The organism is Natronosalvus rutilus (assembly GCF_024204665.1).
Taxonomy (GTDB): Archaea; Halobacteriota; Halobacteria; order Halobacteriales; family Natrialbaceae; genus Natronosalvus; species Natronosalvus rutilus.
In genome coordinates this window covers 41,820-66,740 of the sequence record NZ_CP100356.1, presented here as the reverse complement: position 1 = coordinate 66,740, position 24,921 = coordinate 41,820, and the positions used below count along the sequence as shown (strand labels likewise).

Below are 24,921 nucleotides of genomic sequence, written 5' to 3'. Positions count from 1 at the left end.
TGCTAGCCATCACGTGTAATTCACATGTATGATTTAAACTATAGAAAGATAATTGACTATTACACTGAAAGAAGTATATAGTTAGGCCATTTTAAGGAACGGGCAGGCTATTGAGATCGTTTGGAATAATCTTGCAGACCTGCTCAGCGAGTCTAACGTAGCGGAATTCGATGACTGTGAGAGCAAGAACGGACGACGACGCCTACCAGGGTGTTCGCCGTCCGCGTTTACTCACTTCGAGAGATACAAACAATATCCCGCTTGATCGACGTTGAGCGGTCTCACAAGCGAACTGGATTAGGTACATCGGCTGTTTGACAGCGTTCCGAACCCTCCGAGTGTAAAGTCCTATCGGATCGTGATTGATGTAACCGCTGTCAAGACCAGCGGCGACTGGTATTGTGTGTATGCTACATCACCTCTCAATTTTCGTTGATCCTCGATGTCGAAGGCTTTGGCCAATAAGGCCCCGGTCCAGCTTCCACGTTTCTGCATCAATTGACCAAAATACACGGTTTTTCTGAAACGGTGTTTTTCGTCGGCGGCCACGGCTCTTTGATTGCATTCTGTCGATTAGGGCTGAGCGATCGGCTCGACTATACCGAACAAAACCTAGTCGAGAAGCGGTTTCATACTGAAGATTTGGGTTGCCGCTTTCACAAATTGTGGGTGAGAACTCGGGAACGTGTCAGAAAATATCTTGTACAGTTCGAGCACTACTAAAACACATAACGGCTGAACCAGTCACTCAACGGACAGACGTCAGCAGAGGAACCAAACTAATCAGTGCCAAACCAACTCTTATGTAAACATAATTTATTGCTGTGGGTATTATCGCTCATCTGATGTTCAACAGGATGACGAATCTGTCGATTGTGCCGCAGTGAGCTTATTTGTTTTAGTTGCAGTGATCTTCCATAGTGATCATATAATTGAATATTGAGAAAGAGGATTGTAGTGATCAGAAATAGACACTCGAATATATCTTTAAAAACCACTAGGCCTTCATTCATCGATATGGGTGTGTAATCGCTTATGGTGCCATCGAATCGACCGACACAGTATTCTCGCCAGTGTTCGAATCACATTACGACTAGTGTGCTGTTGACTTTGAGGAGGAAAATTCACTCCCGTTGACGTAAGTACATCTTCTTGCGGATCAAGTAACTATTTTATACGAAGCACACATGTGAAGACGTATGTCATCCAAACTGTTACAGTCGGCCACGCTCGAAGTCGAGAACGTGGGTGGAATCGATCAAACTGAGGTCGGAATAAAACCTGGAATCACAGTTCTCTCTGGACGCAACGCGACCAATCGAACATCACTATTACAGGCGTTCATGGCGGCTCTCGGAAGCGAGCGGGCTTCACTTAAGGCTGATGCAGACACTGGTCGTGCCGCACTAACGCTTAACGATGAGACGTATGTTCGACGGCTGGAACGCTCTGGGAATCATATTCGAATGGAGGGAAACCCGTTTCTCGATGACCCCACACTTGCCGATCTTTTCGCATTTTTACTCGAGTCCAACGAGGCTCGTAGAGCCGTTACTACGGAAGGGGATCTTCGTGAACTTGTCTTACGACCGGTTGACACCGAGGCAATCGAACGCGAGATACAGCAGTTGAGTGACGAAAAAGACGAAGTTACCACAGAACTCGAACGTCTCGAAGAACTCAAGCGTGACCTCCCCGACCTCGAACAGGAACGAAACCAGCTTATCGAGCGAATCGAAGCGAAACGTACTGAACTCGATGAGGTAAAATCTGAGATCGAAGAGACTGACGACACGAACGAGCGATCGGCGGAGGAGGATGAACTTGAGGAGCGTTTGGATGAATTGAGCAAGCTTCGATCATCACTTGAGGACGTTCGATTCGATATTGAGACCGAACGTGAAAGCCTTGATGCCTTGCAATCTGACAGAGAGTCATTGGCAAATGAGAAAGACTCATTGCCCGCAGCCGACCCTGACGCTAAGGCGGCGATTGAAGACGAAATCGAACAACTCCAGTCGCGTACGAAGTCGCTTGACCGAGCGGTTCGCCAGTTACAAGATATCGTCCAGTTTAACGAAGAAATGCTCAAAGGAACCCATCCCGAGGTTCGAGAAGCGCTTGCGAACGTGGATGTAAGCGCCAACAACACGGAAGCGGTGACCGATCAACTACTTGAGAACGACGACTCCGTTCTATGTTGGACGTGTGGTAGTGAGGTAGCCAGCGAACAGATCGAAACAACCGTTGATCAGCTCAGATCTCTTCACACCTCGAAACTCAGTCAACAAAAAGACCTCGAAGAACAGATGCGCGATCTTCGCGCAGAACGGCGTCAGCTGGCTTCCACCCGCGAACGACGGCACTCAATAGAATCACAACTCGATGAGATTTCAACCGAAATCGTCAGTCGAGAGGAAAACCTTGAGAAACTCGAATCCCACCAAGAAGAACTCAAATCGAAAATTGAGGAGACTGAGGCAGACGCCGAGGCACTGGAAGCGAAAGTCGCTTCAGCGAGTGATGACGATCAGTCAAAGTTGGTTGAGCTCAATAAGCGAGCAAACGACCTTGAGTTCAAATTAGGTCGCCTTGAACGTGATCGCGAAAGCATTGGTGAACAAATCGAAGAAATTGAGTCAACGTTGGAGCGGGAATCCACGCTTGAGGATCGTCGTGAGGAAATCCGGGAGGAACTCGAGGGATTGCGAACACGCATTGAACGGATCGAGCGGGATGCTGTGGACTCGTTCAACGAACACATGGAGACAGTGTTAGACGTTCTCGATTACTCAAACATTGAACGCATTTGGCTCGAACGAGTCGAGCGGCAAGTTCAACAAGGTCGTCGCAAAGTCGATCGCGCCGAGTTCGATCTTCATGTCGTCAGAACCTCAGAGAATGGGCGAACGTACGAGGATACGATTGATCATCTGAGCGAGAGCGAACGGGAGGTAACGGGGCTTATTTTTGCCTTGGCAGGCTATCTTGTTCACGAGGTGTATGAAGACCTCCCGTTCGTTCTGTTGGACTCGCTTGAATCTCTTGACTCCGATAGAATTGCCTCGCTGGTCGAGTATTTTGGCGAGTATTGCGATTACCTTGTTGTTGCGTTGTTGCCTGAGGACTCTCAAGCGCTCGCCGACGATCATCAGTTCATCGAATCGATCTGATCACCTCGACTAACCCATATCATTCGTACTGTTGTGATGGGTTGTTCTCCATAGTTATGACCCGTGATTTTCGTCAATAGTACCCTTGTATAGTAGTCACAGGAGTACTGTTGTGACGTGTTCGGTGACGGTCGAAGATGGATTACGAGCAGTCACAGCCACCGATTTCGAGCAGTTCGTCGATGTCATATTGTCTACCGCAAGTCTCACAGAAAACACGTACGTCAACTCGCGTCCGAACGTCTCCGACATCCAGCTGCGCGTTCCGCTCAAGTTGCTCAATTTTGCTTGTTGTGACTACTGCTGTCCGCTCGCGAAGTTGGGCGATGGTTTCGGCGGCGGTCTCACGTAGATCAGAATCGGTTTTCTCTGGTGGATTGACACCACGAACATTTGTCAGGTATGACCTGATTGCCTGGTAGGTGACGAAATCATCACAAACGGCATCAACGTCCAGTCCAGCGCGCTCAAGCCGCCGCTTTAACTGGGTTTGTTCGCCGCTCGTGCCGATTTTCCCGGTCAACAACTCGTATGCTCGAGAGACGTCCTCAGTAAGCGGTTCGACCGATACATCGGCAAGGGCTGCTTCGAGGATTCGTTGATTGAACGCCGTTTCGAGATCTCTAAGACTGACACGGTCTTCACGCCGAATCCACTGATCTTCGAGCCAATCGCCAGCGTTCTCAAGTTCGTACCGTTTGATTACGCGGACGACTTTGGGTTTTGGACCTGGTCCTGAATTAGTGTTTGCTGGAGACATTATGATGGATAGACGTAGTCGCAGACCGTAAAAAATAGTTTCGATAGACGGTTTAGAGCTTCTTGTTGATAATGTTAGTTATCTGTTTGTCATCGTAGGTAGACAATTGAGTAGTTAGACCGCTGATAGCGAACGAAACCATATTGAAAAGCACTTATAGACCTTCTTAATGCGGATAGTTAGCCGTCATTCATCTTTTGACGAGGCAGTCTATACAGCCTGTGAAACATGAGACGTTCAGATCCCGCTACGACGACTGGTACAATGCCTTAGAAGCTTGTTCTGAATTAGATAGTCCCACTCCAACTAAATCCACTTCGAAAAATAAGTGATGGACAGTACCTCAAACACGGACGTTAGGAATAGAAGGCGTTGATACCGATGACTGTCGCGACGTGCTGGACTTTTTCTGGGATCTCTTGGTGGAGTCGATCGCCTTTGAGTCGTGTTGATGGTCCAGAGATACTCACACCACCCAAGAGGTTGTCATCGTTGTCCGTGATTGGTGCTGCGACACAACGAATCCCCTCTGCCCGTTCTTCGCCATCGAACGCGACACCTCGATCACGAATCTCATCGAGTTCATCGAGTAGTTTCTCTTTGCTGGTCACGGTGTTTGCCGTTTCAGCCGGGAGACCGTGTAGTTCGATGATTCGCTTGAACTGCTCGTCACCCATCTTCGAGAGTATTGACTTTCCGACGGCAGACGTGTGGAGGTACTGGCGCGTTCCGACATGTGTGTCTAAATTGACCGCCTTATCTCCCTTCGAGATATAGATGTATATACCTCGCCCGTGTTCCTCTATCATCAGGTTCGCAATTTCCCCAGTTTCATTGGCCAGATCGTCAATTTCTGCTTTCGCTACTTCAAAGAGCTTTGTCTGCTGTCTCGTGTACTCCCCTAAATCCAGGAAGCGAAGTCCGAGTCTGTACGTCGAGTCCTCCTTCACAACGTACTCGTGTTCTTCTAGTGTACTCAGGTGGTTGTGAACCGTCCCTTTCGATGCATCCAATGCATCAGCCAGTTCTGTAATCCCAGCCCCGTCACGCTGTTTTAATTCATCTATGATTTTGAGCGACTTGCTGGTCGCCCCAACCGGGTTTTTTGCTTTTTTCGATCGTGCCATACACCCACGTTTGGTAGCCAACCACATAAGTTTGTTCACTCATTCCAAATAATCTGGCACCTTCTGCACTCTCCCACTTATTATTCTCCATTGGATGGTGCGAGTATAAGTCACAAACACTGAGATAAGGCTCTGTATTTGATGTTATGCCGGTATTCAGAGTTACTGAACGCTACCCGAATGTGTTTAGGAATACTGAACGACGGTCGTTATAATCATTCATATAGTTCTGATCTTTATATAACCTATCTATGCTAGATTTGCCGTATACTGATTGGGACTTAAGCCCTGGTAACCAACACAAGCAGGATATTCAAATCAGCACATTACCTGGGACACCATTAGTTTGGAAGCAATGATGTTTCTGGGGATGGCTGAGAGTTCACCTGAGAATTCTCGGTTATTAGTGTGATCCACTGCGTATTAGCTAATCTCACTACTTTTCCGGAGGGAGGTACACAGATATCACCTTCCTATGAGTGTGTCAATAACTAACGTGGGTTGTTTAGCCATAATGAATCCCACTACTGGGTGGGGATTCTATATAATTATGGACTATTTCGAATTGGTTTTACTCCTCTCGGTCAGTCCAGAAATCGAATGAACGTCCTGGAGCGAACACGTCGAGACCGACAGCCACCTCGTCACTCTCATTGGCGACGCGATGCGGTTCCCAGGCATCGAGCCAAACAGAGTCATGCTGTTCTAGCGTCGTCGACTCACCGTTCTCATTATACACAGTCAACTCGCCCTCGAGGCAGAGACAAACCTGTTCGTTTTCGTGGTCATGCATTGGTGATGTATGCCCTGGTGGTTTCTCGAACCACTCGAATGTGAATTTCTCGCTACCCGCGAGCGATACGCGGCGCCACCCATCTTCCGGTTCGTACGTTTCCGCTTCTGCAAAATCGATGGATTTCACGATTCAAATAACAGGAAGCGTCATCTTATCTCTTGTGGTCCCACTCTCGTTGACTCGTTATACGATCGCCTATTCAGCAGCTTAGAACCACACGAGGTCTCGTCACGACCACTAGGATCACGATCTCACGCTTCATCAGGTATCTTCGAATTCATTCTGCTTTCGGTAATACACACCTTTACATATCTACCCTCTCTGTTGAGTAACTAGATGTTTGAGGAATCTAGCGCCACAGCCGATGAACCGTTTGACTTGGATGACCAGCAACGTTCTCGCGCAGCGAAACTCCACGAAGTGTGTGAAATTATCGATGGGCTCGTCGCTGGGACATACTATCTCGACGACCCTGAGTACCGCGACCGTCTGCGAGATGCGGATATCACGGCTGGGAATCTAACAGTCGGCGGTCCTTCGTTCGATTACACAGATACAATACACAGTGTCACCGACACCCGTACACAAATTAGGGAGAACGACGACAACTACCTCCTTGTCGAGTCAATCGATGACATCGATGTAGCATCGGAGTCGGATCGGACGGGAATTGTCATGGGGTTCCAGGGGGCGAATTGGGTCAAGAACGACCTCTCGCGGATTGTGACTATGGCCGAACTCGGGGTTCGAGTTATCGACCTTACGTACAACCGGGGTAACACGCTGGGTGATGGCTGCTGTGAACGCCGTGACGCGGGACTGACCATGCTTGGTCGGGAGGCTGTTGGAATCTGTAACGATCAAGGTATTGTGCTCGATGTCTCTCACTGCAATGACGAAACGACGATGGACGTGGTCTCATATTCGGACGATCCGGTTATCGCGTCACACATCGGTTGTCGGGCTCTTGCCAGCTCCCAAGGGAGAGCGAAGACGGACGAACAACTCCGCGCTATTGCAGACAATGGGGGCGTCAACTGCATCACACCATTTCCGCCGGTCATCAAGCAGAATCCGGAGACACATAAGGTACAACAGGCGACTATCGCGGACGTGCTCGATCACATAGACCATGCCGTTGACGTTGGCGGTGTCGAGAGTGTCGCGTTCGGCGGTGACATGAGTGATCGAACGCTCGACCAAGGCTCGATCTCAAAAGGTTCGAATCTTAACGTGTGGCGTGAGACTCACCCCGAGGTTTACGGCGAAGGGCCCACGGATAGAATGGATTCCTACCCTGAACACCTCTCCCGTTACACGGAACTTTCCAACCTCACCCACGGACTGGTTGACCGAGGATACAGCGATAATGACGTATGCGGTATACTCGGTGGAAATCTTCGGCGGGTCTTTGAGGAAGTCTGGAAGTAGCCCGAGAATATCGGATATTTTGCCGCGATTCGAAGTGTATTTTAACATACCAAAAAATTATCTAGCATCACGTCCGCTTTGTAGATATGAGCGAGTCTGCCAGTAGAGTGCGCCGGGAGATTCAACTATTGACCATCACCAGTTCGGGCAAGGACGGAATTCTTCGCAGAGAGATATTGTCGATTTTCTTTCTCGTGATCGTCTTTGTTGTACTGGCTATACAGAACGACGTTTCGATATGGGGGGACGCATCCGTTGGGAGTCTGTACCGTGATGCAATAACGATTGTCTCTATTGAGATGGATATTGTTGCAAAGACGGCTTCGGGAGGACTCCTCCCGATTGCACTTAATGCAGTAAGAGATGAGAAAGATCACATCGAAACGGAACAAGAGATGTTTCAGGAGTTCGCAGAGAAAATCCAATCGCTCTCAACTACGAACCAGTCGATCATGGGTGTGAAAACTCAGACCGTCAATATCTCTTCTGGAAATTGTGTCCTGATGCAAGTGCGTGACACGTACCGAGAGACGGTGATGTCAACACCTAATTTCGATTGCGAGTACGGCGAGTCGTTCCACGAACACGTTGCCGCGGAGTTCGGTGATGGCGCAGCGTCGTTACTCATCAACGGTCATCATCTAAGCGAACCGGGTAAGCGATTCCTCGTCCAGCAGGCGAGTCAGTCTGCACGAAAGCGTGGGCACCTTCTGGGTGGCCATACTATCGAGGAGCGTTCTCTCCAAGAGGCAAAGTCGGTACTCAAACCGGTGCAGAAATTCCTGACTGATATCGAACAGACGGACCTTTTCGACCTTTCGTTGTCTAGACTCATCAGTCTGGATACTGAGCTGCGAACATATAGGGAATGCTGTGAAACCTTGATAAATGAGCGCCAGCAGGCGATGAACGTCGTCAATCGTCGAATCGAGGCAGATTCGAAGACGATCGCTCAGGAGTATCTCTACAGAAATCTCTCCGTGAATTTTCCAGTTCTCTCGGTGACGCTTGACTGTATAAGCACGCTCGAAAACATCCGCTCAATGATCATCCAGGCAGTCTGTCAACCACGCTGAATCGTTGTTTCTTTCACCTCATCAACTCTTCTTCACTCAACCGAAAAAATCACCAGCCAACCACCCTCCGTCGACGACGAGGTTATGACCGTTCACGTACCGGCCTGCGTCACTAGCGAGGTAGACAGCCGCTTTTCCGATATCTTTCGGTTCGCCGACGAACGACGTGAGCGTCTTTTCATCGTACCGGTTTTTGATTTCGAAATCGGCTAGCGAATCTTTCATCTTTTTCGTCTTTATTGGCCCAGGGCAGATGGCGTTCACTGTAATCTCATCGGGTGAAAGATCAACCGCCATTTGTCGAGTCAGATGGGAGACAGCGGCCTTCGAACTATCATACGCTGCATTCCTCGGCCATGCGACGAAAGCTACCTGCGAAGAGATGTTGATGATGCGTCCGTGTTCGCTCTCTCGAATGTGCGGAATTGCGAATTTCGAACAGAGGAAGACTCCGTCAAGGTTTACAGAGAATACCTCTCGCCATTCCTCGTAGGTCTGGTGCTCAACCGTTCCCTCGCGGTTAGTGCCCGCGTTGTTGACTAGAATGTCGAGGCCGCCAAGTTCCTCTGCTGCAGTTTCTATCATTGCTTGTGCTTCTGCCTCATTGGAGACGTCCGTTTCAATGAAACAGCTTTCGCGCCCCATCTCTGCGATACGTTCATGGGTCGGTGTTTCCTTAAAATCCATTAGGGGCTCTTCACGGACGTCTGCAACAGCTACATCCGCCCCTTCTCTGGCGAGTTCGAGAGCGATACCACGACCAATGCCTGCCGCTCCGCCGGTAACAACTGCTGCCAGCCCTTCTAATTCCATACTCTTCGTTCATAGTGACCTCCAATAAAGATACCCTTCTCGGAAGCAATATTGTGACTATTTGGCGCCTTTTCAATTAGGCCAATAGAGTTATCTTAATCTGAATGGTATGGACGCTTAATGGCGGGACTAAGTGAACTGTGTCGCCTGAACATGACAAACACCAACCAAAGGCGTTAATACTCATGACATCACAACTCAATCAACCGAACAACTTATGAACAAGACTTACCCATTCAATCCTGCGAGGATTCCATGAACAAAGCCAATCCTGACGTCGTTGTATTACGAAAAAATACAGAAGGGCTGTCAACCCGCGCGTATACTGAGATACTACAAGAGAAGCTTCCGGACTACACTGTCGTCCACGCCGACACACCCAAGAAAGAACGGGAATTAATTCAGAACGCGCCTGTCGCGACTGGTGTGACGATGAACACAGAACTCCTAGATTGTGCTGAGAATCTAGAGCTGTTTGCTGTCGCGTCGTCAGGTTATAATCATCTTCCAATGGATGAGTTAACTGAGAAAGGTGTTGTCGTTTCCAACGCTGCGGGAATTCATGCACCAGGGATTGCAGAGCAAGCACTCGGGTACTGCCTCATGTTTGCCCGGCAGCTCCATACCGGCTGGCAAAGAAATGTAAACCACGAATGGCGTCACTATCAGCCCGGGGAGTTGAAAGGAAGTACTGTCACTATCGTTGGATTGGGCGCTATTGGAACCGAGTTCGTTAATCGGCTTGAAGGAATGGATGTCGACACGATTGGCATCCGATACTCGCCGGAGAAAGGCGGCCCAACTGACGAGGTGTATGGGTTCGACGAAGACAGTATTCACAGCGCACTCGCACGAACTGACTATCTTGTGCTGTCAACCCCGTTATCGGAGACAACCCGGAATCTGATTGATGAAGCTGAACTCAATACACTCCCACCCAGCGCATACGTTATTAATGTCTGCCGAGGCGGCGTAATTCACACAGACGCTCTCGTCGCCGCCTTGCAAAAGAACGATATAAGCGGCGCAGCACTCGACGTTACAGATCCCGAACCACTCCCGACCGACTGTCCGCTTTGGCGTATGGGAAATGTTCTCATCACACCACACGTAGGAGGCCATACCCCGAAACACTGGGATAGACTGAGTGACATCGTGGTTCACAATGTTGAACAACTCGAGCGTGGATCAAAAGCGGAGTTCCACAACCGGGTAAACGACCCGAGGACCGTCCCCTCACCGAAAGTCAACGAAGATTGAGGGTGTCTCTACACTGATATTGAAGAGAAAATAGGAGAAACCTCCGTATCTATAGGTTCGACCTGCCGGAACCGCCGTCAATGACTACCGCCTGTCCGTTAATGTATCCAGCTCTATCCGAACACAGATATGCAACTGTATCGCCTAACTCCATTGGATCACCGATTCGACCGACTGGAATCGATTCACCACGAGCGTCCATTCCTTCCTCGTAGGAGTCGAACTCACCGCGTTCCACTGCTGCCTGCACAAGGTTTTCGACGCGCGATGTCTCGTGTGAACCTGGCAAGATCGAATTCACCCGAATCTCTGGTGAGAGTTCGCGTGAAAGCGTCTTTTCAAGCCCAATGACCGACATTCGAACGGAGTTCGAGAGTACGAGTGAGTCGAGTGCCTCTTTTGTGCTCCGTGAAGTGATGTTTACAATCGTGCCGCCGCCGTTGTCTCTGAGCGCCGGTTCTGCCTCACGTACCAGCCGAACAACACTCATGACGAGCAGGTCGAAAGCGTGATACCAGTCCTCGTCTGTCGTCTCCAGGAAGGCACCGCTTGGTGGGCCGCCAGCGGAGGTAATGAGGTGATCGAGGCCACCGAATTCTGAGACAGCTGTTTCGACGAGTACCTTGACATCGTCTTCCTCAGTCAGATCACCTTGTTTTGCGATAACCTTCCCGGTTGCAACCTCGCTGATTTCTTCTCTCGCTTCTTCCAGTCGCCCTTTGTCTCGACCGTTAATGACAACATTCGCCCCCTCACGAGCGAGTGCGGTTGCAGATGCCTTACCGAGACCGCTGCTTGATGCCGTTACTAGCGCCGAATCTCCCTCTAGTTCGAGATCCATATGGTCACAATCTCAACACCGGTGTAAATAAATTGTGTAATCTCCCGTGTGAGCAATTGACGTCCACTCTTGAGCGCTCTCAAGAGCGTGCATATCCGGGAGAACTATAGGGGAATGCACAATGGTTGTTCTTAATGACGGCTGATTACTTTGAGTTGACCGAACAGGAGCGTCGTCACGCCGATATACTTCACGAGGAAGTTGTCGTTGTTGATGGGCTCATTGCTACGGATGCGTATCTGACGGACCGGGAGTATCGATCACATCTCCCTCGCGGCGGTGTCGATGCAGCGAATTTCACAGTAGGCAGTTACCGCGACAATTTTGAATCGACCCTCCAACAGATAACTAAGATACGTGGCCTAACAGAGAGTATCGATGCATGCGTTGTCGAAGAGTACGGAGACATTCACAAAGCGATCGAGGAAACCGACACCGCCATTGTCATGGGGTTTCAGGATACGAAGCCTATCGAAAATGACCGATGGAAGCTGGATTTGTTTGCTGATCTCGGCGTGCGAGTCATCCAGTTGACCTACAACGAACAGAACTACATCGGGGCAGGGTGTTGCGAGGACGAAGACACCGGCCTCTCATCGTTCGGTCGCGACGTCGTGAACCACTGCAACGACCGGGGTGTACTTATCGACCTATCCCACTGTGGCGACAGGACGACGATGGATACAATCGAATACTCCGCCGATCCGGTAGCATTCACGCATATCGGGATCCGAGATCTCTGTGACGCACCGGGGAGAAACAAAACAACTGAACAACTCGAAGCGTTGTCTGACGCTGGCGGCGTCGCCGGCATCACGTTTTTTCCACCACTGATCAAGCGGGAGGCCGGAAGTCACTACGTTGCCGAGAGCACCGTTGAAGACGTGCTAAACCATCTCGACTATGCAGTGGACGTAATGGGTGTCGATCATGTCGGTATCGGAACTGACCTTGACGGCCGTTCGCTTGATCGCGAAGAGACGCCCCCCACGTCCGCACTCAGACATTACCGACCGAACCATCCGGAAGTATACGGCGCCGGAGCAACCGATGTGTATGATCCGTATCCCGAGGGAATCAACCGACACACTGGCCTCCGTACTCTCACACGAGGGCTTGTAGTCCGAGGCTATACCGACGAGGAGATTTCGAAAATACTCGGTGGGAATTTTCTTCGATTGTTCGAAGAGGTCTGGGCGAGCTGACCTCCGCCTTACTTCATACTAACTTATAAGACGCAATCGGGTTATCGTACAGACGTTCATGACCGAGTATACAATCGACTATTCGATTCCCGCAAAGGACAACAACGTCCATTCGAAGTGGAGCCAGACACTCGACCCGGTAGTTGAAGCCAAACCGGGCGATGTCATCTCGTTCGAGTGTCGAGATGCCTGGAACGGACTCATCGATAAAGACACTACCGCCGAAGAGGTTCCAGACGCTCTCGCCGAAAGGGAGGGCGGAATGCCGATCACCGGACCTGTCGCAGTTGAGGGTGCGAGCCCAGGAGATGTACTGGCTGTCGAGATTCTCGATGTAGAACATGATGACTGGGGTTGGACTTCATTTCGTCCTCGAGAGGACGAGTTCGGTTTGCTGTACGAGGAGTTTGAGGAGTGGGGGTTACACTACTGGCATCTCGAAGGTGGCGTCGGCGAGTTCGTTGACGGCATCGAGATTCCGCTAGATCCTTTCCCTGGGACAATCGGACTCGCGCCGGCCGACGAGACGGAGCAGAACATGGGCCCACCTCACGACGCCGGCGGAAACATGGATACGAAACACCTCACTGCCGGGACAACGCTGTACCTTCCGGTAGAGGTTGAGGACGCATTGTTGAGCATTGGTGACGGTCACGCTGCGCAGGGTGATGGGGAGATTTGTGGGGGCGCCATCGAGACACCAATTACACTCAACGTCCGTCTCGACGTTCTCCCCAATTGGGACATCTCACAACCGCAATACCTGATGTCGGATGGTAATTCCTCGCGTGAAGATGTCCCCACGTACGCGACGATGGGAATCAGCGACGACCTTATGGAGGCAGCACGAAAGGCTACGCTTGCGATGGTCGAACATCTACAGGTGGCTCGAAACCTGTCGGCACATGACGCGTACATTCTCACGTCGGTTGCTGCCGATCTGAAAATCAATGAAATCGTTGATCGGCCGAATTGGGTGGTTTCATCGCACATTCCCGAAGATATATTTCCGAAGTAGTCAGGTCTGTACGAACGACGTAACAACTTCTATGAACTCGGGTGCTTTGTCGGTTTGAACGTGGTGTTTCGAATCGCTCCAGATGTGCATTTGGGCGTCGTCGAGTTGCTTGTAGAACTCGTAGGCATCGTCTAGCGGTTCGTGGGGATCTTCCCCGCCTCTATCATGTCCGGGATCGTCGTACTGTCCAAGTGAAAAGAATGGATTCGTGCTCCAGGGTAGTAATACGGGCAGCTCGAAGTTCTCGGGTTGTCTGGAGATTGGTATACCTTCGTATGCCAGCGTCTTATTGTATAGGTGCGCCGTACCACGAATCACCTCGTCGCGCTTGTTGTTATACTCCCAATTTCGTTGCTCTATTTCATAGAGGCGCTCTATTTTCTCGTCGGTAATCTCCCGCCAGAACGGGTGGTACTTTGTCTCAGTGAAATAATGTTCTCGAAACTTCTTAACTTCTTCGCGAACGTCTTCGATTGTTGGTTTGTTGGTCTTCGTACTTGGCGCAGGCGTTCCGAACTCACGGATGGTCATGCCGCCGTTGACAGGGATCACGTGATTCACGAGGTTTGGACGCCGAAGCGCCATGTGACACGAGATGGTTGCGCCCTCGCTATTACCCATGACCGAGACCGAATCGAGGCCAAGTTCTTCGATAAACTTGATGATGAATTTTGCCCGCTCCGCCGGGTAATAGTCTACTTCGCCGCGGGGGTCGGTAAAGCCGAAGCCAGGCTGGTCGAGCGCAATGACACGAAACTGTTCGGCGAACCCCTCCAGGACTGCCCCCCAGTTCATTTCGGCTGACGAACTGAGGCCACCGCCGTGAATCAACAGCAGGGGATGTCCTTCGCCGAGGTCGAAGTGGTGGACGTCAGTGCCGTCTACTTCGACATATGTCCCCTCCTCTATCAGTGATTGCCAGTCAGAGTACATCGTACTGAGAGTATATGAGCCTCCACTTATAGTTTCCTCCACTGATACGTTCATCTCGCGAAACAGGTAAGACTTAAGAATACTTCTACCAACTACATACTCGTATCATGGCAGAGCTTATCGACCTCTCCGGTCACATAGAGGAGAACCAACCGATGGCCGGATCGGCAGACGAGACGCGACTGTTTACGAACTTAACCCATGAGGAACGTGGCTTCCAGGTCAAGAAGGAACTCGAAGAAAAGGGCATGGATAGCGAAACAGAGTACGTCCGTCGCCACCTCCGAGCAGAACGTGAGGGATACGAGGAGGAACAACCGATGAACCGTACAATGATTGTTAGCGAACACGGGCCAACACACGTCGACTCTATCGACCATCTTGACCCAACGTCAGATCTCTCCATCGACAAAATGCCTTTGGAATGGTTCTACGGTGACGCTGTTGGTGTCGACGTCTCCCACGTCGAGTACCCCGACCCGATCACGATTGAGGACATTCAAACCGAACTCGACAAACACGGTCTCGAAATCTGTGAAGGCGACATCGTCACACTTGAAACTGGGAATCGCGAATCGAATTATTCTACGACTGATAAGGAGAAGAAACACCGGTACAACTCAAAGTTTGTGGGCCTGAACGAGGAAGCCGCTACATGGCTCGTGGACAACGGTGCGAAGGGCATTGGAATAGATTCTATTAGCGTTGATCATCCGCCCAATATCTACCCAAACTACAATTTCCCGGTTCACGCAATTGCATCGCGAGAGGAGATCGTTATCTGGGAGAATCTCGCCAACCTTGCTTCTGTCGCCGGAATGCGGTACACGTTCTCTGGCTTGCCGCTCAAAATTCGTGATGGGACCGGCTCACCCGTCCGTGCAATTGGAATTATCGAGTGAGTAGTCGCGGCTACTTGTACTATTGCCTATGATTTTATACCCCGATAGCGAAAGCATCGAACTGTGAGCCAGAACACTTCATACGAGACGATAGTTGAGCACGCCAAACGGATACACAACCTGGAACAGATAGACCACCTACTCCGGTGGGACTCGGATGTGATGATGCCACCACAGGGGACAACTGCTCGATCGGGTCAGCGGGAGACCCTTTCCAAGATGATGCACGACCTTCGAGGTTCCGACGCTCTCGGAAGGGCACTCGACCGGGTTGACGAACAGGAGATGAGTCAGGATGAGCGAGCTATCGTTCGAGAGACACGCCGTGAGCACGAGGTTACGACTTCGGTTCCGGACAAACTCCACGGCGAACTTGCAGACGTGACTGCGCGCGCACATGAGGCGTGGAAAAGTGCGAAGCAGAACAACGACTGGGATACCTTTGCCCCAGTGTTCAAGGAACACATCGACCTTCGTCGGGAATGGGCCAACTATGTCGATCCCAACAGCGATCCCTACGAAGTTCTCTGGAAGAACAAACTCGGCTACACTTCACAACCATACATTGAACTATCGACAGTAAACCGGGTATTCGACCGCCTCAAATCGACCCTTCCCAGCCTTATTGAAGACGTCCAAAAGAGCGATACTGATCTCGAGACGGATGTATTCAAAATCCGGGGCCCATACACTCGGGAGGTACAGAAAGACGCATTTGAGGATGTATTGACCGAGTTGGGAATAGACTGGGATCGAGCCCGATTCGACACTGCTCCACACCCGTTCTCCTACGGCAACCCCTATGACGTCCGCCTTACCACCCGTTTTGATGAGGACGACCCGACTAGTGGCTTTACGGCAACGATGCATGAGTTCGGTCATACGACCTATCACCATGGCCTTCCTGCTGAACAATACGGGACGCCCCTTGGTCGCGCACGTGGATTGACGATTCACGGCTCGCAGTCCGGCATTTGGGAAAATCATATTGGCCGGTCTGAGCCGTTCTGGGAGTTCGTGTTACCTATATTCCAGAACCACTTTCCACAGTTGTCAGATGTCACACCCAGTGAGGCCTACGAGGCGGTCAACCAGGTCAATGATTCGAATGTCATTCGAACTGCTGCTGACGAGTTGACCTACCACATGCACATTATCATTCGCACCGAGATCGAGCAAGCTCTAGTCGGAGGGGAGATGACCGTCAACGAGGTCCCTCAGGTTTGGAACGAGAAGTATGACCAGTACCTCGGCGTAACGCCAGACTCGTATGGTGAGGGGCCGCTACAGGATCCGCACTGGTCGGGCGATGTGCCCGGCTTTATCAACTACACACTCGGCCACGGCGTTCTCGCCGCACAGGTTTGGGCAGCTGCGGACCGCGACCTCCCCCTTGATGATCAGATCCGTCGTGGTGAGTTCGAACCACTTCAGGAGTGGATGCGTGAGAATATCCACCGCCACGGTCAGTGCTATAAATCACAAGAGCTTGTCCGCCGGGCGACCAACCGGGAAATTACTGCTGATCACTTCCTTGCATATATTGAGGACAAGTATAGGACGTTATACGACTGTTAGATGGATTAGTACGCTACTTTTTTAAACGCAGCCGGAGACGACCAACTATCGCTGATGAACTATTCACAACGTGCTCTACAAATCGAACCATCTGCGACCGTCGCAGTCGGTAACTTAGCCGCTGAACTCCAGAGTCAGGGAGTTGATATTGTCGACCTCAGCGTCGGCGAACCTGATATGGGGACACCAAAACACATCGTCGACGTTGCCCAGCAGGCCTTAGCCGACGGCCACACTGGTTACACCGCTTCGAACGGAATCCCCGCCCTCCGAGAAGCTATCGCTGACTCACTTCGCGAACGTGGGGTCCCTAATAACGCCGAAGACATCATTGTCACTCCCGGTGCAAAGCAGGCAATCTTCGAGGCTGTTCAGGCACTCGTCGACGCCGGTGACGAAGTCGTCCTCATCGATCCCGCATGGGTGTCTTATGAACCTATCGTGAGGCTCGCTGGCGGCTCGGTCACTAGAGTTGATACAACACCCCATGGTTTTCAGCTCGAATCAGCGTTGGAGAACCTAGCAGGGGCCATCGATAATAACACGGAACTTGTCGTCGTCAATTCACCGTCGAACCCGACAGGTGCAGTCTATTCCGAGACAGCTCTGAAAGGACTCCGTGACCTCGCGGTTGATCATGATGTAACTGTCATCAGTGACGAAATCTATGGTGAACTCACTTACGACGGCAATTACACGAGCTGCGGTGCGATCGATGGGATGGCCGAGCGTACCGTGACTATCAACGGCTTCTCGAAGGCGTACGCAATGACGGGCTGGCGCCTCGGCTATATGGCTGCACCCTCAGGTCTCGTTGAGCAAGCGGGGAAGATTCACACGCACTCGGTAACCTGTGCGTCGAATTTCGCACAGCATGCGGCCATTGAGGCACTCGAAAATGGTGACGCCGCAGTTGGTGAGATGGTTGACACCTTCCACAAACGCCGCGATTTTCTGGTTGAGCGCCTCACTGATGAAGATGTAGCCGTCAGCTTACCTGATGGTGCGTTCTATCTAATGGTCCCCGTTGACGAGAACGATCAGCAGTGGTGCGAGCGTGCCCTTTCGGAGGCCCACGTTGCTACGGTTCCTGGCAGCGCGTTTGGAGCGCCTGGTTATGCTCGTTTCGCCTACACATGCAGCAGAGACCGGCTAGCTGAAGCAGTTGACCGCCTTGCAGACAGCGGATTCATTTAAATTAGCGCCACTGGAAAACGGTGACATTGCGGTAGAAACCATTTTATCGTCGGCTACTAAACTGGTAGCTAATGTCAGAGAGTGACAGTGCCGCAGTTCGTGAGTCAATCGAGTCAAATCTCGATTCACACATTGATCGTATCCAGCGTGCAGTACAACAACCGAGTATCAGCGTTGAACAGCGTGGCCTTCGCGAGATCTCGGAACTTATGGTCGATTATCTAAACGAGTTGGGCTGTGATGAGGCGACACTCGTTGAAACCGATGGTGCTCCAGGCGTTTGGGGGTATTACGACGCGGGAGCAGAAAAGACACTCATCAACTACGGCATGCTCGACACCCGGCCTGTCAACCCGGATGACTGGACACACGACCCGTTCGGTGGTGAGATAGAGGAGACTGATGAGTACGGCCGTGTCATCTACGGCCGGGGTTCAGTCAAGGTTAAGGGTGCATTCGTTGCCTGGCTGAACGCACTGGAAGCGATGAAAGAGGCACTCGGTGAACTCCCGGTTAACGTAATGTTCCTACTCGAGGCTGAGGAAATCAATGGGAGCCCGCACTACTACGATATGCTCGATCAGTATGAGGATCGTCTCAAAGATGCCGACGCTTGTTTCTGTCCGCTTGCGGGACAAGGGGGTGACGGGAATGTTACTGGATCGCTTGGCTACAAATCGGCGCTCTATTTCACGCTCGATGTTTCCGGCCGTAGCTGGGGTCGCGGACCACAGGGTGGTAACGTCCACGCGATGAGCAACGTCACCGTCGATAGTCCTTCCTGGCGGATGGTTGACGTCCTTTCTTCATTGACTTCAGATAACGGTACACACATTGATATCGAGGGTTACTACGACCAGTACGAACAACCGACGGAGGAAGAGCGGGAGGAGATTCGAAAATTTGTCGAGACACTCGACGAGCAGACCGAGACGCCGTATGACGAACTATGGAAGCACTTGCCTGGTCTCGCGCGAGGGGCCGGTGAAGTTGAAAACCTTACAGATGACCTTCAGGAGGACGTCGTCGAAGCTTTCGTTCAGCATTTCTACGGCCCTGAGTCATTTAACATCCAAGGGATTAACACAGGTTATCTCGGCCCCGACACGGGCACGAAACCGTTCATTTTACCAGGAGACGCTCACGCAACATTTGACTTGCGAATGCCACGTGGTTACGATCCTGAGATTGTTCGCCAGCAACTCCGCGATCACCTCGACAACAATGGTTTCGAAGATGTCGAAATGGAGGTTTCCGGTCAGCATAGTTGGTGTAAGACTGACCCTGATTCTGATCTCGTTCAGGCTGCACAAACCGTCATCTCGAACCACGGGTGCAACTTGACACTCTGGCCATTCTCTGCGGGTGGTGTCCCGTGGGCTGTCTTTGGGAGCAAATTCAACATCCCCGTTCTCTACGGTGTTGGACTCGGACATGGTGCGAACTCCGAAGGTAGCGACGAATTCTTCGTCATTGACGGTAACGACACCGTCGCCAGTCTTGTTGACTGCGAACTTTCCCACGCCGAGATAGTAATGGAGTACGCGAAGTAAACTTTCTATCGACCAGTGAATAGGATATCTGAACGCAAGCGGAAACGGGTTGGTCGATTACCTGGCTGGTGATTTTCTCTCCGTTCGGTACTCTTCTATTCGAATCGAAGATTGCCCCCGTCTTCGTGGCCTTTGAGTATTCGGTGGACCGGTTCCGGGTGGATTGTCATCTCGAACTCAAATCCGACTGCGTCGGCGATTTCGCCGACAGTCCGCTCACCGTCGACGAAGTTCCACGCCTCGTCGGAGACGACTCTGAGGGAACGCCATCCTGCATTTTCGTCGGCGTCGGCCAGTTGGTCAGCTATCTCGAGCAGGTCGTTATATTCGAGTCCGACCCACCGTGCCACGAGGTCGTCGGTCGTTCGAACAGGAATCAGTTCTGCAATTTCCCCACGATTCGATTCCTTCGTGTCATTGAAAGAATCGACGACCTTCTCTGCAGTTTGCTGAATCTGTAATTCCAGATCATCGATAGTGTCGGCAGCGCCGTCGGAAAGTTCTGTTACCGAGTTGAGCGCCTTGATATCACGTTCTTTGACGTACTCTACGTGTCTGCGTGCTCGGGGTGTTGCCTCCATTGCGTAATTTGCACCGAGACTCTGTAACCGCTGTAGCGATCGGCCAGCCACGATTCGGCCAATTGCAGCAGCTTCGTCTTTGTCTGCGATTGCGAGTTCCAGTGCTGCAACCCCCGATATGAGCGCGGACCGTCGGAGTGCGGCGGGGTCAATTACATCCGCCGTCAGAAGCTGACTATGGAAGCACTTGTCTGGCCAGGACATGAACAGTGGTGCTGGGATCTCGTGTTGGGCGAATCGACTATTATCACTCCACGGCGTGTAGTAGTGCTGTGAAAGGTTGAGGAGAGGCAATTCCTGACCTCCTTCCTTACCAATCCAGTCAGCCTCTTTTGGTGATTGGTCAGCTAATTCGGCCAGATAATCGTTCGTGAAGTGAGGAACGGAATCTGGTGAGGAAGAGAGCAATAGACACGATTCGGTCTCGGACTGCTTGTGCCCGGTTGAACAGTACGTCAGCGACGTAATGACGTCCTCTGTGGCGTCTGGGTTCTGTTTCAGGTATTCCTCAGAAACTGGCCCTTCGACACCAACAATGAACTTAATGGAGCGCTTGAACTTGTACTGGTCTGCAAGTTCATTGAGCGCTCGCGCAAGTTCGACCACCAGACCGGTTCCTTCAGCACAGTTCGCACCGGGTTTGATACCTGACGCGTGCCCACAGAATAGAATCGTTTCATCGGTAACTTCGCCAGGGATAGTCGCCTCCAGATACGGAGCCGTAGCATCGAAGACTTCGACGTCGATGTTGGCCTCAATAGTAACGGAGCCTCTTTCGAGTAAGTCGTCCAGAACGATCGCGGAATCGTGAGGGATCGACACCGCCCAAACATCTTCGTCGATAAATCGCTCGGCTGGACGAAGTCTGAGCAATTGCGCTGCTTCTGGAACCAACTCAGGTTCTCGTACACCTGGTGTCTGATAGAGCATGTAGTCAGTAATAATCCCACGTGCTCCCGCGTCTACTGCGTTACCTGCTGCTTCCCACCACCCCGGCCTACGCTGAGTTCCATGAATGTACACTACCTTTCCTTCGACGTTTTGCTCTTCGAAATCGTCCGGAGATTCGCCAGTTCCAACGTTGACGATCTCGAACTCTTCCTTTCCATTGGTGGATGAGGATCCCCAGGCGAGGCAGGCCGGTGCGTCATCGAAATCAATCAGCGATTCGTGTACAGGGTCGACGACTGACAGAGATGCTTCGTTTGGTTCCCAGGCGTCTTCGATGACCGGTTCGTCGACGGTAACGTCTAACCCTGCATCACGAAGCGCTGACTCGACTTGATCCATTGCGATCTGGAACCCGCTGGTTCCCGGTGCTCGATAGTAATCGGTTAGTCCTACCGCAAAGTCGCGTGCCGATTCGGGTGAGAACGTGTTATCGAGTACGTTGAACAGTTCGTCTCGTGAGTTCATCGCTGATTCCTCCATTGAGTAAGGGTACTCATCGTACCAAAGTTGCTTATCCGCATCATACACCGATTTATTTGGTATTGCTAAGAAGGTTCCGGCGTAGAACAAGAGTATGGAAAGCGCCATTATTTCAGACGAATACGTTCGGTAGTTACTATGGGTTCATGTATATGTTCTCAGTATCTCACACCATAGTTCACCTCATACGAAAGTTTTATGCACTCCCCAAAATAGTATGTCATATGGTGTCGCAAGACAGTACAGTCAGTAGTAGTCAAGAAAATGGTTGTGGGGCAATTTCAAACGGCAGACGGAACTTCCTCCGACTGACGGCTGGTGCAGGATTGACGACCGGAACGACGATGCTCGCGGGTTGTTTCAGTGGCGGTGACGGCGGCAATGGTGAGGACGGCGACGGTGGCAACGGCGACGATGACACGGGTGGAAGCGGCGGAAACGGTGATGTACACGGTGGCACACTCAACGTTGGCTTAAGTGTCGGTGTAACGAGTCCGCTGCACCCGGCGCTGGCATCCGACCAATCCTCGGCACAGATGCTGAACCACGTTGGCGATAACCTGACGCGGGTCACTCCCGACCTTGAGGTCGTTCCCGAACTCGTTGAAGAGATCCCCGAGCCGCCAGACGCCCAAACGTGGACGTTCAAACTAAGGGAAGGCGTGATGTTCCACCCGCCAATCGATCGGGAGATGACGGCTCAGGACGTCGTTGATACGTACCATTTCATCTACGACCCCGAACTGGTGGGTTACAGCAGTGACGATTACACGACGACGGGTGCGTGGCCGTTCCCTGGCCTGCTTTGGGGCGACGGTATTGACCCGATGGAAACGATTCAGGCGACTGGCGAGTACGAGGTTACTTTCGACCTTGCAGCACCAGCGGCCCACTTCCCAGCATTGCTCGGAATCGCTGATCAGAAAATATTCCCGTTAGAGAGTTTGGACGAACTTGGCGATGATCTTGCCTCACCCAGTACTGGATACGTCGGAACTGGTCCTTTCATGTGGGCCGACGGTTCTTCAGGCGGCCCCTATCGCCTCGAGCGCTTCGACGATTACTGGGCCGAAGGGGAGCACGGCCAACTTCCGTACGTTGATGCGATTGAATACACCATTGTTCCCGAAGCTGGAACGAGGCGGACACAACTCGAAGTCGGCGACATTCACATCAGTGACCTGGTTCCACCGCGAGACATCAGCGCATTGGAGGGCGTCGACAGTGTCGAGACGATTGTCTCGGGTGGTGGTGGGCACATCAATCAGTGGGTCAACCTCCGCTACAAAGACGAATTTAGTCTGTTTGAGGCGATGCCCGGAACACCCGGTGAGGACGAAATATCGGAAAGTGGGAAGGCAGTCCGCCAGGCACTTCGTTACGCGACCAACCACGAAGCAATCGTTAACGTTCAGTTCGATGGGATGGCGTCCCCGAGATGGGGGCCGCTTCCACCTCACGACAAGTTCTACGACGAGGACGCAGTCAACACGTATCCGTACGATCCAGAGCAGGCACAGCAGATGCTTGAAGATGCAGGAATCGAGACGCCGTGGGAACTCGATCTGAGATGCACGAACGAGTCGCGATTCGTCGACGCGGCCGAAATTGTCCAGCAGAGCGCGTCGGATGCAGGAATCGATTACGAAGTTCGACCACTCGAAAAAGCCGCTTCCTGGGGTGGAATCATCAATTCGGATGCAGCCTGGGAAGCCGGCGGTGTGTCTGACGAGATCGACGAAGGGTACGAGACGCACATCGAATCTATCGGCGACTCTGTGGAGGCCGGTGCGTACTTCAACGCCTATGAGGGCGGATCCGGAACAAACTACAAGTACATTGACGTTCCCGAGCTCAACGAGCTTCTCAATGACGCTCGAACGACGACCGATCAGGAAGCAAGACAGGAAGCCTATTCCGAGGCACAGTCACTCGCATCCGATCTCGCACCAAACAACGGGCTGGTCTGGCCTGACGTGACCCAAGCGATTCGTACGGAGGTTAAAAACTTCGTTCCGGCAAATGCGACATTCCGCTTCCGGCTAAACGAGGTCTGGCTCGACCAGTAACTGCCCCTCCACCTTTCCGAAGATCGGTAATCCGTCCTTCGTTACGCCACCTATAGACACTACGATACCACCATCTATAAGTAACTGAACAACAACAACTGATTCAATACAGCTACACGTCAACCTTACACAAATGGACAGAACAAACTACCTACTTAAACGGCTGGCAAGTTTGATACCCGTTTTTATCGGGGTGACTCTTGTCGTGTTTCTGCTCGTCAGACTCACTCCAGGTGATCCAACTACTGCAATGATCCCTCCACAAGCTCGTACGCCAGAGACGGTAGCGGCGCTTCGGGCTCGCTTGGGATTAGATGACCCTCTTCCAGTTCAGTACCTGAATTGGCTCACTGACGCAATAACACTTGACCTCGGGATGTCGTATTCACAGGACAGACCTGTTACATCAGTGATTGCAGCCCATATCTGGCCGACAATCCAGATCGCCTTCGTGGCGTTCATTGTCTCAATTCTTATCGCAGTACCGCTCGGTGTCCTTTCGGGCGTCTATAAGGACAGTTGGATCGACCAGATAAGTCGCGTCATAGCGTTCACCGGAATCAGCATCCCTTCGTTTTGGCTCGGCTTGATGACGATTCTATTTGGAGCGCTGTTCTGGAATCGCTGGTTCGGATATCAATTGATTCCCGCCGGTGGATACGTTTCACCGTTCGAAAGTTTTGGGGGGTGGCTATGGCATGTCCTCCCTCCAGGAATTATCCTTGGTGTCGGATTTTCAGCGATTACCATGCGGCTCACTCGGTCATCAATGGCCGAGGCCATGCAGGAGGACTACATACGCACTGCACGGTCGAAAGGGGCGAAAGAGCAGGCTATCATAGTTATTCACGCTCTCAGAAATGCACTTATTCCGGTGGTTACGGTTGCTGGATTACAGATAGGGTATCTCTTGAATGGCGCAGTCGTTGTTGAGGAGGTATTCGCTTGGCCAGGAGTCGGACGACTACTCTTCCAGGCGGTTCAACAGCAAGATATGCCGCTCATCCAGGGCCTTGTCTTGTTGTTTGCCACCGTCTTCGTGGTAATGAACCTGGTTGTCGACCTTCTGTATACGGTACTAGACCCGAGGATTGAATATGAGTAAGCTACCTCGTATAATCGAATATACGTTCAAACAGACTCTACCGAGGACAATGACCCAGGCAAAAACGGATCA

19 protein-coding genes and 1 pseudogene are annotated in these 24,921 nt (G+C 51.6%); 13 read left to right on the top strand and 7 right to left on the bottom strand.

Annotation, left to right across the window (positions count from 1 at the left end):
* Positions 1–115: 115 nt before the first annotated feature.
* Positions 116–723 (top strand): annotated as a pseudogene (locus NGM29_RS18710) (transposase domain-containing protein).
* 476 nt (positions 724–1,199) lie between these two features.
* Entirely contained in the window at positions 1,200–3,173 is a 1,974-nt protein-coding gene (locus tag NGM29_RS18705) for an archaea-specific SMC-related protein (RefSeq protein WP_254161046.1), read from the top strand.
* 142 nt (positions 3,174–3,315) lie between these two features.
* Here NGM29_RS18705 and rdfA read toward each other — a convergent pair whose 3' ends face one another.
* The 3 genes from rdfA to NGM29_RS18690 all read right to left on the bottom strand — a co-directional run bounded on the left by rdfA (position 3,316) and on the right by NGM29_RS18690 (position 5,982).
* Positions 3,316–3,933, bottom strand: a complete 618-nt coding sequence (rdfA, locus tag NGM29_RS18700; RefSeq protein ID WP_254161044.1) for a rod-determining factor RdfA — start codon at positions 3,931–3,933, stop codon at positions 3,316–3,318.
* A 356-nt stretch (positions 3,934–4,289) separates the two neighbouring features.
* Entirely contained in the window at positions 4,290–5,060 is a 771-nt protein-coding gene (locus NGM29_RS18695) for an IclR family transcriptional regulator (protein WP_254161042.1), read from the bottom strand.
* Positions 5,061–5,631: 571 nt separating this feature from the next.
* Complete coding sequence (locus tag NGM29_RS18690; RefSeq protein WP_254161041.1) at positions 5,632–5,982, bottom strand: cupin domain-containing protein; 351 nt, start codon at positions 5,980–5,982, stop codon at positions 5,632–5,634.
* A 210-nt stretch (positions 5,983–6,192) separates the two neighbouring features.
* On the opposite strand from NGM29_RS18690, the gene NGM29_RS18685 reads away from it, so the two are divergent.
* Complete coding sequence (locus tag NGM29_RS18685; RefSeq protein WP_254161039.1) at positions 6,193–7,287, top strand: dipeptidase; 1,095 nt, start codon at positions 6,193–6,195, stop codon at positions 7,285–7,287.
* A gap of 86 nt (positions 7,288–7,373) precedes the next feature.
* Positions 7,374–8,363, top strand: a complete 990-nt coding sequence (locus NGM29_RS18680) for a DUF7260 family protein (RefSeq protein WP_254161037.1) — start codon at positions 7,374–7,376, stop codon at positions 8,361–8,363.
* A 36-nt stretch (positions 8,364–8,399) separates the two neighbouring features.
* Here the strand turns inward: NGM29_RS18680 and NGM29_RS18675 are convergent, their stop codons facing one another.
* A complete protein-coding gene (locus tag NGM29_RS18675) occupies positions 8,400–9,176 on the bottom strand; it encodes an SDR family NAD(P)-dependent oxidoreductase (protein WP_254161035.1) in 777 nt (258 codons plus the stop codon).
* 255 nt (positions 9,177–9,431) lie between these two features.
* Between NGM29_RS18675 and NGM29_RS18670 the strand changes: the two genes are divergently transcribed.
* On the top strand, positions 9,432–10,436 hold the full coding sequence (locus NGM29_RS18670) for a D-2-hydroxyacid dehydrogenase (RefSeq protein WP_254161033.1): 1,005 nt from the start codon (positions 9,432–9,434) through the stop codon (positions 10,434–10,436).
* A 49-nt stretch (positions 10,437–10,485) separates the two neighbouring features.
* Here the strand turns inward: NGM29_RS18670 and NGM29_RS18665 are convergent, their stop codons facing one another.
* The gene (locus NGM29_RS18665) at positions 10,486–11,277 is read right to left on the bottom strand and encodes an SDR family oxidoreductase (RefSeq protein WP_254161031.1); all 792 of its coding nucleotides are present in this window, start codon (positions 11,275–11,277) and stop codon (positions 10,486–10,488) included.
* A gap of 134 nt (positions 11,278–11,411) precedes the next feature.
* On the opposite strand from NGM29_RS18665, the gene NGM29_RS18660 reads away from it, so the two are divergent.
* Positions 11,412–12,482 carry a dipeptidase gene (locus NGM29_RS18660; RefSeq protein ID WP_254161029.1) on the top strand — a complete coding sequence of 357 codons (1,071 nt, stop codon included), beginning with the start codon at positions 11,412–11,414 and terminating at the stop codon, positions 12,480–12,482.
* A gap of 58 nt (positions 12,483–12,540) precedes the next feature.
* Entirely contained in the window at positions 12,541–13,500 is a 960-nt protein-coding gene (locus NGM29_RS18655) for an acetamidase/formamidase family protein (RefSeq protein ID WP_254161027.1), read from the top strand.
* Here the strand turns inward: NGM29_RS18655 and NGM29_RS18650 are convergent, their stop codons facing one another.
* A complete protein-coding gene (locus NGM29_RS18650) occupies positions 13,501–14,433 on the bottom strand; it encodes an alpha/beta fold hydrolase (RefSeq protein ID WP_254161025.1) in 933 nt (310 codons plus the stop codon). It lies immediately after the preceding gene.
* Between the two features lie 107 nt (positions 14,434–14,540).
* Here NGM29_RS18650 and NGM29_RS18645 point away from each other — a divergent pair, with 107 nt between their 5' ends.
* The 4 genes from NGM29_RS18645 (at position 14,541) to NGM29_RS18630 (ending at position 19,663) form a co-directional block, all read left to right on the top strand.
* A complete protein-coding gene (locus NGM29_RS18645) occupies positions 14,541–15,335 on the top strand; it encodes a cyclase family protein (protein ID WP_254161023.1) in 795 nt (264 codons plus the stop codon).
* 63 nt (positions 15,336–15,398) lie between these two features.
* On the top strand, positions 15,399–16,913 hold the full coding sequence (locus NGM29_RS18640) for a carboxypeptidase M32 (RefSeq protein ID WP_254161021.1): 1,515 nt from the start codon (positions 15,399–15,401) through the stop codon (positions 16,911–16,913).
* Positions 16,914–16,967: 54 nt separating this feature from the next.
* A complete protein-coding gene (locus NGM29_RS18635) occupies positions 16,968–18,110 on the top strand; it encodes a pyridoxal phosphate-dependent aminotransferase (RefSeq protein ID WP_254161019.1) in 1,143 nt (380 codons plus the stop codon).
* A gap of 71 nt (positions 18,111–18,181) precedes the next feature.
* Entirely contained in the window at positions 18,182–19,663 is a 1,482-nt protein-coding gene (locus NGM29_RS18630; RefSeq protein WP_254161017.1) for a M20/M25/M40 family metallo-hydrolase, read from the top strand.
* A gap of 95 nt (positions 19,664–19,758) precedes the next feature.
* Here the strand turns inward: NGM29_RS18630 and NGM29_RS18625 are convergent, their stop codons facing one another.
* Entirely contained in the window at positions 19,759–21,783 is a 2,025-nt protein-coding gene (locus tag NGM29_RS18625) for a hypothetical protein (RefSeq protein WP_254161015.1), read from the bottom strand.
* A gap of 116 nt (positions 21,784–21,899) precedes the next feature.
* Here NGM29_RS18625 and NGM29_RS18620 point away from each other — a divergent pair, with 116 nt between their 5' ends.
* Both NGM29_RS18620 and NGM29_RS18615 read left to right on the top strand, forming a co-directional pair.
* A complete protein-coding gene (locus NGM29_RS18620) occupies positions 21,900–23,744 on the top strand; it encodes an ABC transporter substrate-binding protein (protein WP_254161013.1) in 1,845 nt (614 codons plus the stop codon).
* Positions 23,745–23,877: 133 nt separating this feature from the next.
* Positions 23,878–24,849, top strand: a complete 972-nt coding sequence (locus tag NGM29_RS18615) for an ABC transporter permease (protein WP_254161011.1) — start codon at positions 23,878–23,880, stop codon at positions 24,847–24,849.
* Positions 24,850–24,921 lie beyond the last annotated feature (72 nt).